This is a genomic window from Pseudomonadota bacterium, from assembly GCA_030860485.1.
Classification (GTDB): domain Bacteria; phylum Pseudomonadota; class Gammaproteobacteria; order JACCXJ01; family JACCXJ01; genus JACCXJ01.
The window spans coordinates 1-14,542 of record JALZID010000318.1; the positions used below are offsets into that span (position 1 = coordinate 1).

At 64.6% G+C, this 14,542-nt stretch carries 14 protein-coding genes; 6 read left to right on the top strand and 8 right to left on the bottom strand.

The features are described 5' to 3' along the window. The coding region (locus M3461_20025) for a hypothetical protein (protein ID MDQ3776473.1) at window positions 1-552 on the bottom strand (552 nt) is incomplete at its 3' end. Window positions 553-904: 352 nt separating this feature from the next. Here M3461_20025 and M3461_20030 point away from each other — a divergent pair. The 4 genes from M3461_20030 (at window position 905) to M3461_20045 (ending at window position 5,165) form a co-directional block, all read left to right on the top strand. Then, window positions 905-1,063, top strand: coding sequence for a hypothetical protein (locus tag M3461_20030; protein MDQ3776474.1), 159 nt, complete (start codon window positions 905-907; stop codon window positions 1,061-1,063). Window positions 1,064-2,138: 1,075 nt separating this feature from the next. Next, complete coding sequence (locus M3461_20035; protein ID MDQ3776475.1) at window positions 2,139-2,450, top strand: hypothetical protein; 312 nt, start codon at window positions 2,139-2,141, stop codon at window positions 2,448-2,450. Window positions 2,451-2,491: 41 nt separating this feature from the next. Continuing rightward, a complete protein-coding gene (locus M3461_20040) occupies window positions 2,492-4,783 on the top strand; it encodes a hypothetical protein (protein MDQ3776476.1) in 2,292 nt (763 codons plus the stop codon). After that, window positions 4,752-5,165: a hypothetical protein gene (locus M3461_20045; GenBank protein ID MDQ3776477.1), complete on the top strand. Its 414-nt coding sequence runs from the start codon at window positions 4,752-4,754 to the stop codon at window positions 5,163-5,165. Before M3461_20040 ends, M3461_20045 begins: the two co-directional genes overlap by 32 nt. Before the next feature lie 62 nt (window positions 5,166-5,227). Here M3461_20045 and M3461_20050 read toward each other — a convergent pair whose 3' ends face one another. Continuing rightward, on the bottom strand, window positions 5,228-5,392 hold the full coding sequence (locus M3461_20050; GenBank protein MDQ3776478.1) for a hypothetical protein: 165 nt from the start codon (window positions 5,390-5,392) through the stop codon (window positions 5,228-5,230). A 798-nt stretch (window positions 5,393-6,190) separates the two neighbouring features. Between M3461_20050 and M3461_20055 the strand changes: the two genes are divergently transcribed. After that, window positions 6,191-6,361: a hypothetical protein gene (locus M3461_20055; GenBank protein MDQ3776479.1), complete on the top strand. Its 171-nt coding sequence runs from the start codon at window positions 6,191-6,193 to the stop codon at window positions 6,359-6,361. Window positions 6,362-6,479: 118 nt separating this feature from the next. Then, window positions 6,480-8,648 (top strand): alpha-amylase family glycosyl hydrolase, encoded by a 2,169-nt coding sequence (locus tag M3461_20060; GenBank protein MDQ3776480.1) that lies wholly within the window; start codon window positions 6,480-6,482, stop codon window positions 8,646-8,648. A gap of 324 nt (window positions 8,649-8,972) precedes the next feature. On the opposite strand, the gene M3461_20065 is transcribed toward M3461_20060, so the two are convergent. The 6 genes from M3461_20065 to lptE all read right to left on the bottom strand — a co-directional run bounded on the left by M3461_20065 (window position 8,973) and on the right by lptE (window position 14,530). Beyond that, the gene (locus M3461_20065; GenBank protein MDQ3776481.1) at window positions 8,973-9,890 is read right to left on the bottom strand and encodes a complex I NDUFA9 subunit family protein; all 918 of its coding nucleotides are present in this window, start codon (window positions 9,888-9,890) and stop codon (window positions 8,973-8,975) included. Window positions 9,891-9,933: 43 nt separating this feature from the next. Then, window positions 9,934-10,419, bottom strand: a complete 486-nt coding sequence (gene rimI / locus M3461_20070) for a ribosomal protein S18-alanine N-acetyltransferase (GenBank protein ID MDQ3776482.1) — start codon at window positions 10,417-10,419, stop codon at window positions 9,934-9,936. Continuing rightward, complete coding sequence (locus tag M3461_20075; GenBank protein ID MDQ3776483.1) at window positions 10,416-11,072, bottom strand: uracil-DNA glycosylase; 657 nt, start codon at window positions 11,070-11,072, stop codon at window positions 10,416-10,418. Before M3461_20075 ends, rimI begins: the two co-directional genes overlap by 4 nt. Window positions 11,073-11,126: 54 nt before the next feature. Beyond that, window positions 11,127-12,674 (bottom strand): 2-isopropylmalate synthase, encoded by a 1,548-nt coding sequence (locus M3461_20080; protein ID MDQ3776484.1) that lies wholly within the window; start codon window positions 12,672-12,674, stop codon window positions 11,127-11,129. 291 nt (window positions 12,675-12,965) lie between these two features. Next, window positions 12,966-13,988, bottom strand: a complete 1,023-nt coding sequence (gene holA / locus M3461_20085) for a DNA polymerase III subunit delta (GenBank protein MDQ3776485.1) — start codon at window positions 13,986-13,988, stop codon at window positions 12,966-12,968. Then, entirely contained in the window at window positions 13,985-14,530 is a 546-nt protein-coding gene (lptE, locus tag M3461_20090) for an LPS assembly lipoprotein LptE (GenBank protein ID MDQ3776486.1), read from the bottom strand. The genes holA and lptE overlap by 4 nt, the downstream gene beginning before the upstream one ends. Window positions 14,531-14,542 lie beyond the last annotated feature (12 nt).

The window sequence follows — 14,542 nt, forward strand, 5'->3', positions numbered from 1 at the left end:
ATTCAGCTCCTGTTCCATGAAGGAGTGGCCGTTCAGCCAATAGGTCGTCTGGAAGGGGAAGAAGGAGGCCACCCGCATCACGATGGGACCCAAGACTCCATCCCGAATATAGAAGTAGTAGTGCGTGAAGCGGCTGCGCTGCGGTGCGAGAATGCGGTGATTCGGGTCCTTCGTCCGATACTTCGGGACCATGCACCGGAAGGTCCGCCCTTGCTCCATACTCTTGAAGATGAAGTACACACCAAAGCGGTCCCGCCGCTCCATCGAGCGCAGCCAGCGCCGGACATACTCTTCCTTGCGCACCCCCTTCTCAGCCCACTCGATCGGTACCACGTGATTGCGGGCGAAGGCTTCCACCCAGCCCTGATAGTCACCGGTGCGCCCCGAGAGCACCTCCTTAGTGACCGCCGCCACCCCGACCAGCTCGCGGAAGAAGTACACGACCTGCTCGGGCCGCGACAGCCCGGACAGGTACCCATGGATGACAATGCGGTCGAAACAGTGGTATACAAACACCAGCAGGCTGCCAAACAGCTTCGCGAACCATTCCACCGGTCGTCCCTCCCTTGGTCTCGTCTCGATAACAAGATCATCGGTCAAACGCCCGGTGGATCTCAAATTTCAATATGTTTGGCTAGGTCTTTAGCATGGAGGTATTCTCGCCATGAAGAAGCGTAGCTATCGTGCTCAGAAAGTGTCAATGAGGTTCGGTGGGAAGAGGTGGCCAATCGGTCAAGGACAAGGCGGTGTGTGGGCGGTGGATGTCGCCAAGGTTGAGCAGTATGGGGTACTATGGACAGCAAGCGGGAGGTGGTGGTCACGGTGAGGTGGGCGCACCCGGCCGAGACAACAGCGCTTCCTTGAGCGGCTGAGGGGCTTAGCCTGTGGGTCGCTCACCGCGGTGATGGAGTCCACCGGGGTCTATGACGACACGCTGCGTAGGCAACTGGGTGAGGCGGGGATGGAGGTGCATCAGATGAGTGCCAAGCGCGTGCACGATGCCTGTGAGGTTAGCAGCAGGACCGGCTGGAGGCAGCGCTGCAACGGCACTGGCCGGAGCTGACCCACTACCTGGAGCTCGATAGTGTCGGAGGATCTGCTATTGAGCTTCGGTTGTCCGGCGGAGCTCAGCCTGCGGGCCGAAGAGGGCCGCGAGCGGATGCGGCGGGTTTCCCGCGGAAAGCTCGCGGCGGAAAAGATCGAGGCGGTGCTCGGGAGCGCCCGCCAGACGATCGGTGTGCCGTGCGTGGCGGCTGAACCTCAAGGAGAGGAGCAGCCGTCAGCATCAGGGGCAGATCAAGATCACAAGCGGGGCTCCGGGCCTGCGCGGCGAGATCTCTATCTCGCGATCCGGCGTTTGATTCAACGCGATGAGATTGTCAAGATGTGGTTTGAGAACAAGGTAAAGCCCAATGGCGGGCGTAACAAGCAGAAGATCGTTGTGGCGTTGATACGCAAACTCTCCCGCGCCGGACGTCATGAACTGCCTTGTCCACCTCACGTCCGGCGTCGGCAACATCGTGCTCGCCAGGCCCCTTGCTTGTCGCACTCGCAGAGCCCGGGTTCACGACCGATGTCTATCTCGACGCGGACTATCCGCAAACGGGCGACCTTCTGCAGGCGTGGAGCATCGTTCGGCACGTGCACTCGACGCTCAATGGTCCTGTGAGAGCGCAGGACAAGTACGACATCGTTGTCGCAGCTATTCCGCCGTTCTACTGGCGCAAACTCCAGCATGTGCATCGCGCTGGCGCTGGATTAGTGCAAAGACCTCCCGACGCGCTGTTTGCGCAACATCGGTTATCCCGCAAATCGACAGCCGGCGTGCCGGCTCTCCATAGGACCGCAGTCGGACGAGGCACGCGTCGGGCTCGGCACGATCGTCATCGCTCCTGGCTGCAAGACCGGCATGTTGGCGGCAAAGCGGTGGCCTACTTCCCGCAGCTCGCCCAACGGGTTCCAGGACGTCGCCATCGTCGGGACCCCGGACGACCTGAGTCAACACGGCGGCTGCCCAATGCCATTTCCGGCACACGCGCGATCGTTCGTTGGTCAGCTGACGCTGCGACAGACGGCGGAGCTGATGGCGGCGGCTGGTGCCGTCGTGGCAAACGATGCCGGCCTCGCGCGCGTAGCACGTGGCCGGCGCCGTTGGCACTCGCACGGTCATCATGCTATTCGGCCCGACCGGAGACCGATGCCTCGGTCGGTTTCCGGACAATGTCATGGTGATGCGTGTGGGCCTGCCGTGCGAGCCCTGCTGGACGTCTTCGCCGCTAGCGTCATGCGCCGGCAGGATCTCGTGCCTTGCCGGGCTGTGGGTCGATCGAGTGGAGGAGGAGATTCGCGGCTCGCTGAACGCCTACGCCGAGATGGTCGAAGCGACACAGGCTCGCGGCCTCTTGAGCGTCCCGGCTAGTGAGCGCAGCCGGTCCCCGGAGGTCGCATGAAGAGTTGCCGCATTCGTTCAGGGTGGGTCGCCGCAGCAGGGATGGTCATCGTCATCCTGATCCCAATCAACGCGAATCCCGCTGCCGGAGACGCGCTGACGCATCGCTACGACAACGCTCGGCTGGGCGCGATTCTCACCGAGACCATCCTCAACACGGCCAGCGTGAGCTCCGGGCGTTTCGGGAAGCTGTGGACGCTCTACGCGGACGGTCAGGTCGTCGCGCAACCTCTGTACGTCTCCGGCTTGCGCGTCGACACTACTGGCAATCAAAACACCCCGCTCGTGCGGGGCACCTTCAACGCCGTGGTCATCGCGACGATGCACAACACGGTGTACGTGTACGACGCCGACAAGGAGGCGCGTGGCTCTGAAGGGCGCACCGTTCCGCTGTGGGCGACGTGGCTGGGATCGCCACGGCAGGGCGGGAAAGATATCGACATGTGGAGCACCAACGATCCCGAGTGGGGCATCTTGAGCACTCCGGTCGTGAACGCCGAGAAGACAACGGTGTACGTTGTCGCCTGGCACGACGATGGGCCTCAGGACCTGCAATACGAGCTGCATGCGCTGAACCTGCAGAACGGCACCCATCGACATCCTCCGGTTGTCATCGGCGTTCCTTCGACCGATCCCACGAATCCGTGCCGGGATCAAAGTCTGTTCAATCCCTGTAAGCACAAACAGCGCGCGGGCTTGTTGCTGACGGATGGTGTGCTCTATGTCGCCTTCGGAGGCGACGGTAATCGTGGCGCCTTGCGCGCGTTCGATGCGCAGACACTCGCGCAGCGGGCCTCCTGGACGCCCACGCCAACTGGCGGCGACGGCGGTATCTGGCAGTCGGGGCAGGGCCCTGCCGCCGACGCCGACGGGCACGTGTACCTCATTACCGGCAACGGCACGTTCGACGCCAACCAGAGCGGCGGACAGAACTACGGCAACAGCTTCGTGAAGCTCAAGCTAGAAGGTGCGAACCTCGTCGTGAAGGACTACTTCACGCCGTGCAACTTCGCTTTTCTCAATCAGCTCGATCTCGATCTTGGGTCGGGGGGGCCGGTGCTGCTGCCGGATGCTCCAAGGCGAATCGTCAGCGGCGGAAAGCAGGGAGTGCTCTACCTGGTCGATCCGACGAACATGGGCAAGCACTCGGCGCCGCCGACGGGCCCAGACTGCAACAACCCCAATATCGTCCAGCAGGTCAGTGCCTTCGGAGCCGTCGTCCAGGGCAACCAGACCCACCACGGCAACATTCACGGCTCGCCGGTGTTTTGGAAGGGTCCCGACGTTGCCCGCATCTACGCTTGGGGAGAGAACAACCCTCTGAAGGCATACAAGTACAGCCAGGGGCAGCTGATCGAAGTGGATGCGCCGCGAGAGAGCGGGTACCGGCCGCCCCTTGGCATGCCGGGCGGCATGCCGGCGCTCTCGGCCAACGGCAGTACCGCGGGCACAGGCATCCTGTGGGCAATCGTGCCGCTCGACGGCGATGCCAACCGACAGCGCGGCGTGACCGGGATCGTGCTGGCGCTCGACGCCGAGGACGTCAGCCGCACGCTCTGGACGAGCGAACAGTTCTCGGATCGCGATCGGCTCGGACTCTTTGCGAAGTTCAATCCTCCTGTGGTCGCCAATGGAAAGGTGTTCGTTCCGACCTACGGTGACGAAGAGCCGCGACGCGAGCACGGCGGCTCGGCGCGCCCGTCGTCTTTTCCCAGGAACTACTACGTGGCCGTCTACGGCCTTATCGATCCGGTCCCCGCGCCGGTGATGGTCAATCAGGATCGCGACGATGTGACCGTCGTCCGCGCGCACACGGCGCCGCTGGCGCTCGGTCCGAATCAGTGCGCCGCGATCGATGGCGTGTCTGTGGATTGCACCGAGGCGCTGACTCAGGTCACTGGAGCGCCGAGCCTGCACCGCGTGGTCTTCGGTGCGAGCCAGACGTTTGCGGGGTGCCTGCTGCTGCGCGTGACGACCGCGAGCAAAGACACGGGACTCGCCAATAGCACAGGAATTGGTTTCTGGAGCGCCCAGGCAGCCGCCGGGAATCAGGCCGCGGAAGACTCCGGCCGCTTCGTGCCGAAGGCGCGCCTGAAGGCCGTGGGCACGGCCACGCTGGTGAACGGCGCGACCGCGACCCTGCACGAGTTTGTGGGAGTGGCCAACTGCCCGGCGGGGGGCGGCGTCGTGATGAGTCGTTTGTTCAAGCCGTACATGCAGTTCGAGGGAGCCGCCGATGGCAGAATTTTCCGCAACTGGGATCTCGCCCAAAACTACCGGATCAGCCCAGGAATCATGTCCTTTGATCGGAGCAGAGACGTGCTGCGCCCCTGAGCCATATGCAGCGTGCGTCCCGGCGGCCGACACCGAGCTTTCGGGACGCGCGAATGTCGGCTCGTGGCGGTACTTCGTCCTGGCGCTCGCGATCGCTGCCGTGCTGGTGCCTGCGCCGGCAACAACCGCGCCCGGTGTAGACGAGTCGCCGGCGCCGATCCTTCAGTGGTTCGAGTCGTCGTATCAGACGATCGAATCACGGATCGCCGACGTGTTCCTGGCTGGGTATGGCTTCGTCTGGCTGCCGCCGCCATACCGTGCCGATCAGGGCGGCCTCAGCGTTGGGTACGACGTCTACGACCGATTCGACCTCGGCCCTCTTCGGTGCCGTACAGCGTGGGGCACCGGCAACGTGCAGTGCACGACCGTGATCGTGCCGTAGTGCTCGAGTCATCCTTGTGGATCAAATGTAGGGCGGACCTCAGGTCCGCCGAAAGCCACGATTCAATTGCGCAGGACGCGCTCCCAGAACTCTTCGCAGATGCGCTGCCAGCAGAAGCGGGAAAGCACCTCGTCGCGCTCCGCGGGGCTCACCGGGCGCGGCGCGGTGCGCAGCACTTCAGCGATTGCGTTGGTCAGCGTGATGGTGTCGGTTTCCGGCACGAGCACGGCGTGCTGATGGAACCAATGCCGGTAGGCGGGTCGATCGAAGCAAATGGGTCGGCTCGTCGCTGACACCGTTCACGACGAAGCAGCCATCGCCCATGAAGTCGCAATGCGACCACACGTGAAACATCGGCTGATTCACCCACGCCGCGGCACTCGCGGCATTCGCGGATCCGCTTCTCCGCTCGCTTTGTGGCCGGTCGTGAGCACGCACGCAGGGGGCGGAAGGTGTCGCCGATCGTAGGTGTCGTCGACGCCAAGCGGTGCCCGGTAGAACGGAAAATCCGAGGAGCCGACAAGCGGGGGCAGGTCATAGTAGCTCATCACGAGCCGCGCTCGACGGAACAGCGGAAGCCAGAACGCGTCGGGATCCGGACGCAGGCTGCTCCGTCGTGAGAAAGCAGTACTGGATCAGCTCGTGCGCCACGTACTCGAGCGAACCCATTCCGATGACGTGCAGAATCTGCGATCGGCGTCGCGCGGTGTCTGCGCGAATGTCACTTCGGCCGGGGCATGCTTCCGCATCTCGGCGTTCACACGGTGTATGGCAATGCTCAGCGTCGGCGGCTGAACTTCCATGTAGACGCGCATCAACGTGTGCCTTTCCCCGACACAACAGGCGCAACCCCATTGTGCGGTCGATCGCTAGGATCTTGACATGCTTTGGGGCCGGCCATACGGTTGCTGTCCTTACTTTGGAGCTCGCCCGTGTCACGCACGCAATCCAGATGTCACACGCAATCCGATCCTAGGGCGGACCTTCAGGTCTGTCTTAGGCCCCCTTCATCCGCGCGAAGGCTCTTGATAGCGACCGCGCCGATCGTCGCCGGCGTCATCCTGGCAGGCGCGTTTATTCACGTGCCTGCGGGGGCGCCACCTGACGATCCCGAGCTCCGCGTCAATCGCGTGGACGCCAACTATAGCACCTCGAAGATCTTCGTGGACGAGTGGCCGGCGCTGCGGTGCCGCTGAGGATTGTCTTCAGGCCGAACGCGCCGAATGTGAATGCGGCCACCGTGCAGGCGTTCACGAATCTCAACAAGCGCGACCGCGCCGAGATGGACGCCAACGGTGATGGATCGAGGACGGCATGGTGCCGCCGAGCGGAGATCTCGTCGGAACCGGCGACGAGCACTACTACCAGGCACACTCCATGACGCCCACTGGCAACGCTGGTGAGTTCGCGGTGACTCTCCAGGCACAAAAAACCGGCGCGTACCGATTGACAGCGCGATATCAGACGATGGGGGCGCCCGGCCAGTGGATGTATTTCACGCGCGACGGCCGTCGCGACCACGCCATTACCGTGTCGCCGAAGGCCGCGCGCGACATGGTGCTCTACGAGCTGAACACCATCGTGATCGAGTCGACACTCGAAGGGACCGCCCCGTCGCTCAGCTCGCGCAGCACGTTCGACGATTTGCTCGGCGCGCCAGAGACCTTCACCGACGGCAACGGGAACGGTAGCTGGGACAATGGCGAGCCGTTCCGGGATACGAACGGGAACGACGTGTTCGACCCGCCGGGCGCACGGCCGAGCAGCTTCCCCGACACCGACGGTTTCGATCGGGTCAATCTCACCTATCTGAAAAATCTCGGGGTCAACTGGCTGTGGTTCCAGCCGATCCATCCGCAAGGCATTCTCGGACGCCAGATCGACCCGGACACCGGGCAACCGTACGAAGTCGGGAGTCCGTATGCGGTGCGGAACTTCTTTCAGATCTCGCCTCTCATGGGCTCGGACAACACAGAGGCTGATGCCAGGCTCGAGTTCCAGAACTTCGTCCGCGAATCTGACGCGGCGGGTTTGAACGTCATGCTCGACGCCCCGTTCAACCACACGGCGCATGACGTGGAGGTCTCGGACCAGGGTGTGGCTCTTTTCGGGGGAGCCGCCACCAGCCCAATGCGCGCGATCGAGCTGCGTTTCTTTTCGCGGGCGGGCAACTACTGTGACCGTGCCGATCTCGCCAACTCCGCCGTGGCGGTGGCCCCCGATCGAGACGATTTCGGCAAGTTCGAGGACACGCTTGACGTCTTTTTCGGGCGCTACTCGGCGCTGGTCTGCCGGAACCCGCAAGACAACGACCGGTTCCGCGACGAAAGCGATGGGTTCGATGAATCGGCCCTGCTCGGCGCCGACGGCGCAGTGACGCGAAACGTCTGGAAGTACTTCTCCAATTACCTGCTGTACTGGCTGACCCACACCGGATGCCCGGCTGGCACAAGCCGCGCCGACCAGGCGAGCAAGGGTATCGACGGGCTTCGGGCAGATTTCGCCCAGGGGCTGCCGCCGCGCGCCTGGGAATATATCGTCAATACGACACGGACAAGGAAATGGGCATTCGTGTTCATGGCGGAATCGCTTGACGGCGGGGCCGTCACGGGCCGATCCAACCGTCACTTCGACGTGCTGAACGAACAGATTGTGTTTCGGCTCGCCGCGGCCACGAACGCCGACAGCTATCGCAACATTTTCGAAGACCGGCGGAAGGCGTACGGGGAAGGCCTCGTGTTGCTCAACAGCACCTCACACGATGAAGCCAACTACACGGATCCGTTCGAGGCGTTGGTGCGGTTCTGCGTGAACGGCAGCATAGACGGCGTGCCCATGATCTTCTACGGCCAGGAGCTCGGCATCTCTGGCAGCGCATTCGGCTTCAGCCGCTACGAGGTGAATTTTGGGAAGGGCATTCCACACTTCAAGAAATTCAATTCCTTGAAGCCGGCGTGGGACGATGGAACGTTCCTGCTGGATCAGTTGTACCCGGTCTATCAGGGCGTCTCCAGGGCGCGGCATTCGAGCCCGGCGTTACAAAGCACGAACCGGTTCTTCCTCGATCTCGTCGGCGGCGGTACGCACCAGAAAATTTTCGCGGTGGCGAAGTTCGAGAGGAGAAACGGCGCGCCCCGCTCGAGTGATGTGGTATTCGCGTTTGCCAACCTGGATCGAAACAGCGAGCAGCAAGGCCTCTTCAACATCAACCAGGACACGGATGGCAACGGTGTCAACGACTACGGCATCGACCCGGCGCGGTTCTACAACGTGACCAACATTGCGGCGTACGGCGCCCAGGACCCCAAGCGTCCGACGGCGATGCTGTTCCAGGGTTCCGGTCCCGGCGGAAGCATCCGCGGGTCGGAGCTCCTGTCCAATGGACTGTTCGTGTCGATGCGAAAGGTGCCGGCCAGCGACGGCGCGTGGACCACCGCGCCGTACGAGGCGCAGTACCTGAAGCTGCACGACGTCACGCCGTAGTGCAACGGCAGAAGTGATGGGTGCGCGCTGCGCATTTACCCTCAGCCGTCTGCAGCGGTAGCTGTGAACCAACGCGTCATGCCCTGATCCGAGGCTCTGCCCAAAGGGGGACGAACGAGACGAACGCGCGAGTCGGCCAAAGGACCTGCAGGACGTGCGAGCGCTGCTCATGACACTGGCCAGGACGAGGCGTGCTCCCCGATCTTCGCTACACAAATACGGCTGGCGCTCGCCGCCTCGTATCTCACGCGCAAGATGGTCGGAACCGTCTACTTCGATCGGGACCAACTGAAGATCGCTGGTTGTGGTCGCGTACACGATTCGTCATATCGTCTTCCCCGAGCAATAAGCCATGATAGAAGGAAGCTCCGCTTCCACCCGTCGTGGCGTGATACTGAGATCGGCAAAGGTGAGCGCCGTATCACTCACGACGTTATCCCCTCTCATAAGTATCACCTGATCTCGCGTAAGGGGTGGGTTTGGCAAGATCCCGAGGAGGGTAGCTTGGATCTCCCAGACAAAGAACGGCACCGGAACCAGGACCCTCCTTCGCTTCAGGTGCACGAGCACCAACTCGACGAGCTCCTTGTAGCGGTACACCCGAGGCCCACCAAGCTCGTAGACCTTTCCGCTCTCCGAAGGAGAGCCCACCGCCTTCACCACCGCCTCCGCGACATCACCAACAAACACCGGCTGGAGCCGTGTCGATCCGTTACCGAAAAGGGGGAAGACGGGTGAGATCCGCGTGATCGCCGCAAGGGACCGGAAGAGAGCGTCTCCTCGGCCGAAGAGAACGCTCGGGCGGAGGATAGTAGCCTCCGTACACGCCTCCCGTACGGCAAGCTCACCGAGGCCCCTGGAGCGGACGTACGAGGACTCTGAATTCACATCGGCACCGATACCGGAGATATGGACCAACCGCGGAATCCCAGCCTCTCTCGCCACTCGTGCGACCTCCTGCGCCCCGTGGACATGCACCGCCTGGAAGGTCGCCTCGCCCTGCTCAACGTAGAGGCCGACGGCGTTGACGACAGCGTCGGAGTCCCTGACGGCTTGGGCGATAGTCGTCCCGTCGCGTACATCGGCGTAAACAACTTCTACGTCACCTCCTTGGGGCGGTACCCCCTCCATCGTACGCCGCACCGCGACGCGCACACGAGCGCCTGCCGCACCAAGACGCTCTACTATACGGCGGCCAAGGAACCCCGTTCCGCCGAAGACCGTGACCAATCCGTAAGCCATAGAGGGAAGCGGCCGCGGTATTCTCGGAACTCGTGCCTTACGGCTAGCGGTTGTGGCTTGCCGTCGACAGATCCATGGCCAGGATCAGGGCGTCTTCCTTACCGTCATGCGCGGGATAATAGCCGGGGCGGGTGCCGGCTTCCCCGAAGCCGGCCTTGCGGTACAGCCCGAGGGCACGTGCGTTGGACGGCCGGACCTCGAGAAACATCACCTTGGCCCCGCGCGCACGGGCGAGATCGAGCATCTGGGACAGGAGCACACGGCCAAAGCCGCGGCCGTGACAGCGCGGCCGCACGCACAGGTTGAGCAGGTGGGCCTCGCCGGCCGCGACCGCCATGATCGAATAGGCGTGGATCACGCCGCCCTCTTCCACCACCCAGGCGCTGTGCCCGGCCCTCAGGCAATCGCCGAAGATCCCCCTGCTCCAGGGAAAGGCGTAGGCCTCCTGCTCGATGGCACCGACCGCGGCGACATCGCCGCGCTCCATGGGGCGCAGGAACACCGTGACAGTGCGGGCCAGCGCGCTCATCGACAGCGCTCCCGGTAGACCTGTTTCGCCAGCAACAGGTCCTGCCAGGCCTTGTGTTTTTCACGCGGGGATCGCAGGAGATAGGCCGGGTGATAGGTGACGATGAGCGGGCAGCGGGCTTCCCCGTACTCGAAGACCCGGCCGCGCAGCCGGCCGATGGGAGTGGTGGTCTTGAGCAGGTTCTGGCCGGCGATGCGGCCCACCGCCAGGATCACCTTGGGCGCCACCAGCGCGATCTGGCGCATGAGGTAGGGCTCGCAGGAGGCCACTTCTGCCGGGCGCGGATCGCGGTTCTGCGGGGGGCGGCACTTCAGGATGTTGGCGATATAGACCGACTCGCGCCGCAGACCGAGGGCACCGAGCATGGCATTCAGGAGCTGGCCGGCGCGCCCGACGAAGGGCTCGCCCTGGCGGTCCTCCTCGGCCCCGGGCGCCTCCCCGATGACAAGCCACTCGGCATGCGGGTCACCGACCCCGAACACCGTCTGGGTGCGCCCCCGGTGCAGCTCGCAGCGGGTGCAGGCGGCTACCGTGCGGCGCATTGCCTCGAGTTCCATGGGATACCCTTCCGCCTCGCCCCCCGACGTACCCGGATCGGGCGCACCCCCCGCCTCCCGCGAGGCGGCGCGCCGCACCCACACATCGATCTCCATGGCCCAGAGGTAACGCCGGTAGAGCGGAGACACCACCGACCCCCTCACCGATCGCTACAGCGCGTCGCCCGACTGGGGGTGCTCGCGCGGCGCGTCGCTGAGCAGCTTGTTGACCGCGTTGATATAGGCCTTGGCGGAGGCGGCCAGGATGTCGGTATCGGCGCCATGGCCGTTCACGATGCGCCCGCCGCGCTCGAGCCGGACGGTGACCTCCCCCTGGGCGTCCGAGCCCGTGGTGATGGCATTGACCGAGTAGAGCTGCAGGTTGGCCTGGCTACTCACCACGCCCTCGATAGCACGAAACGCGGCATCCACGGGGCCGCTGCCCGCGGCCGCACCGTGTCGTTCCTCCCCGGCAAACCATAAGGTCACCTGGGCGCTCGGGGTCTCCCCGGTCTCGGAGCACACCTTGAGCGAGATGAGCTTGGCCGATTCGTTCCTGGTCGCGAGGCTGGTGTCGGTGACCAGGGCCTGGAGATCCTCGTCGTAGATCTCGTGCTTCTTGTCGGCCAGGTCCTTAAAGCGCAGGAAGGCCTCGTTCAGGTCTTCTTCGCGCGCGAGCTCAGCGCCCAGCTCGCGCAGGCGGGTCTTGAAGGCGTTGCGGCCGGAGTGTTTGCCGAGCACCATCCGGTTGGCGTGCCAGCCGACGTCCTCGGCGCGCATGATCTCGTAGGTCTCGCGGCTCTTGAGCACCCCGTCCTGATGGATCCCGGACTCGTGGGCGAAGGCGTTGGCCCCCACGATGGCCTTGTTGGGCTGCACCGGGAAGCCGGTGATGTTGGAGACCAATCGCGAACAATGCAGAATCTGGGTGGTGTCGAGCCCGACATCGCAGGGAAACTGGTCCTGGCGGGTCCTGACCGCCATCACGATCTCCTCGAGCGCCGCGTTGCCGGCCCGTTCACCCAGGCCGTTGATGGTGCATTCGACCTGGCGCGCGCCGTTTAACACCGCGGACAGCGAGTTGCCGACGGCGAGGCCCAGATCATTATGGCAATGCACGGAAAACGCCGCCTTGTCGCTGTTCGGGACACGCTCGATGAGGGTCTTGATCAGGGCCCCGAACTGGCCGGGCAGGCTGTAGCCGACGGTGTCTGGGATGTTCACGGTGCGCGCGCCGGCGGCGATCACCGCCTCCAGCACCCGGCATAGGAAATCGATCTCGGAACGCCCGGCGTCCTCCGGGGAAAACTCAACATCGTCCACGTACCGCCTCGCCTCTTTGACCGCGCCGACGGCGCGCTCCACGACCTCTTCGGGACGCATGCGCAGCTTCCGCTGCATATGGATCGGCGAGGTGGCGATGAAGGTATGGATGCGCGCTGAGCGCGCCGCTTTCAGGGCCTCTGCGGCGCGCTCGATGTCGCGCGGTAGCGCCCGCGCGAGGCCGCATACGGTGCTGTCGCGGATAGCCTCGGCGACCGCGTGCACGGCCTCGAAATCGCCCGCGCTCGCGATCGGAAACCCGGCCTCGATGACGTCCACGCGCATGCGCTCGAGGGCCTTGGCGATGCGCACCTTCTCGTCGCGGGTCATCGAAGCACCGGGGCTCTGCTCACCGTCCCGCAAGGTGGTGTCGAAGATGATCAGTCGTTCATTCATGGCACTGCTCCGCTGCCCGACGGTTCGGCCGCCTGGAGCTCTACAGGTCTTTGGGTTGCTCGCGTATCCCCTCGCCAGGGTGGATGTGTAGAGTCGGTCTGCCCTAGACGGGCAGCAGCAGGGACAGCGGCCCAGGCCGCGAGCGGCGTGGCAGGACGAGCTCGCAGGCGCCCCGTCTGGAGGTCGGACGGCTTGACATGCTTCGGAAATATACCCGGCGGCGCGCGGCAACACAACCGCTTGAGGATGGATTGTTCAACCAAATAATTAAACCGGGCTGCGTGCAGCTTTCTAACCCAATGGGCCCCGACCGGCGAGACGCATGCAGATCTCGTCGAGGGCGAGCCACGGATCGTGCCGCTCGCCCACGCCCTTGATGCCGCGCTCGGCCCTGCCGGCGAGGAGCAGGAGCGCCCACAGCCCCGCGGTGGTATGGCGCTTCAAGGCGTCCCGCAAGGGCCCCTGCCGCGCCGGCCAGATGTGATGGTCCGCAAACAACGCCTCCAGCGCCTCGCCCCGCCCCGAGCGCCAGGACAAGCGGCACGCGAGCCGCAGCTCGCGCAGGATGGCCCAGAGGATCATGACGGGCTCCGCGGCTTCCTCCCGGAGGCCGCAGAGGATCTTGAGGGACTGATCGAGCCTGCCGGCAAGGGCCGCCGCGACCAGATCGAAGGCGTCGTAGCGGCTGTTGTCGGCGATCGCGCCCTGCAACTCCGCGAGGCCGATCCGAGCACCGGGAGCAGAGAGGGCCAGCTTCTCGATCCCCTGGTTGGCCGCGAGCGGGTTGTTTTCGACTCTTTCGGAGAGAAAGGCCGCGGCCTCGTGCTCGAGCGTCAGCCCAAGGCGCCGGGCGCGCTCCATGATCCACCGGGGCAGCATGGCCGGACTCACCGGCCGCGTCTCGATCACGACCCCGGCCCGGTCGAGTGCCCGGTACCACGCCGACTGTCGGGCCTTAGCGTCGAGCCCGGAGGCGGTGATCAAGACGACGTCTCCCGTGGGCGGGCGCTCGGCGCAGGCGATGATCGCCTTCGAGCCCTGCACACCCGGTCCCGACTCACCGAGGCGCAGCTCGATGAGACGCGTGGCGCTAAAGAGCGAAGGACTGTCGAGGTGGTAGCGGAGCGCCTGCCAATCGAAGCCGGCGTCGGCATACAGCACCACCCTTTCCGCATGCCCGCCCGCGAGCGCGGCGTCCCGGATGGCCGCGACGATCTCGGTACGACGCAGTGGCTCGTCGCCGGTCACGAAGTACAGCGCCGCCAGGCCACGACGCCGCAGATGCGCCTCTACCTCGTCGGCCTTGAGCCTCACGGCGACGGCGGCGGCTTGGCGGGTCGCATCCGGATGCTTTCGAGACGTCTCAGCACGGTCTCGGCGGCGTCCTCGATCATGTCCTCCCTCAGCACCTGCTGTTCCTCGAACTTGCCGAGCGCGGCAGTCTCATCGAAGGTGAAATCACGCAGGAGATCGACCCTCTGAGCCTTGATCAGCAGCCGCCGATCGGTGTGGCGCACGGCCAGATCGACGCGGTAAGCGATCTGGTACTCGCGCGCCTTGCCGGTCCTCGGGTCCACGGACAGGACGCGCTCGTCGAAGCGTTCGTTGCGAAGCTCGACCACCACATCCGCCGAGGCGGCGTCCGGCGCCACCACCACGCGGTTGTAACCCAACTGGCGGGTCAGCTCCGCGGTCACGCGGCCCGCGCCGTGGTTCCTGACATAGACGCGCGAGAACTGCAGATCGGCCGGCACCGTGCCGCGCAGATGAAAGCCGCAGGCGGGGACGCACAGGAGCGCGAGCAGGAGCGCCGATCTTGTCATCCTCATACCGGCCGGGCGGGCCAGATTTTTCATTGTTTATGGTGT

Bases quoted from the DNA above. Each gene is read 5' to 3' on its own strand.
- rimI (MDQ3776482.1), bottom strand. From the start codon at position 10,419: ATGAGCGCGCTGGCCCGCACTGTCACGGTGTTCCTGCGCCCCATGGAG.
- M3461_20030 (MDQ3776474.1), top strand. From the start codon at position 905: ATGGAGTCCACCGGGGTCTATGACGACACGCTGCGTAGGCAACTGGGT.
- M3461_20040 (MDQ3776476.1), top strand. From the start codon at position 2,492: ATGGTCATCGTCATCCTGATCCCAATCAACGCGAATCCCGCTGCCGGA.
- M3461_20065 (MDQ3776481.1), bottom strand. From the start codon at position 9,890: ATGGCTTACGGATTGGTCACGGTCTTCGGCGGAACGGGGTTCCTTGGC.
- lptE (MDQ3776486.1), bottom strand. From the start codon at position 14,530: ATGAAAAATCTGGCCCGCCCGGCCGGTATGAGGATGACAAGATCGGCG.
- M3461_20060 (MDQ3776480.1), top strand. From the start codon at position 6,480: ATGGTGCCGCCGAGCGGAGATCTCGTCGGAACCGGCGACGAGCACTAC.
- M3461_20080 (MDQ3776484.1), bottom strand. From the start codon at position 12,674: ATGAATGAACGACTGATCATCTTCGACACCACCTTGCGGGACGGTGAG.
- M3461_20075 (MDQ3776483.1), bottom strand. From the start codon at position 11,072: ATGGAGATCGATGTGTGGGTGCGGCGCGCCGCCTCGCGGGAGGCGGGG.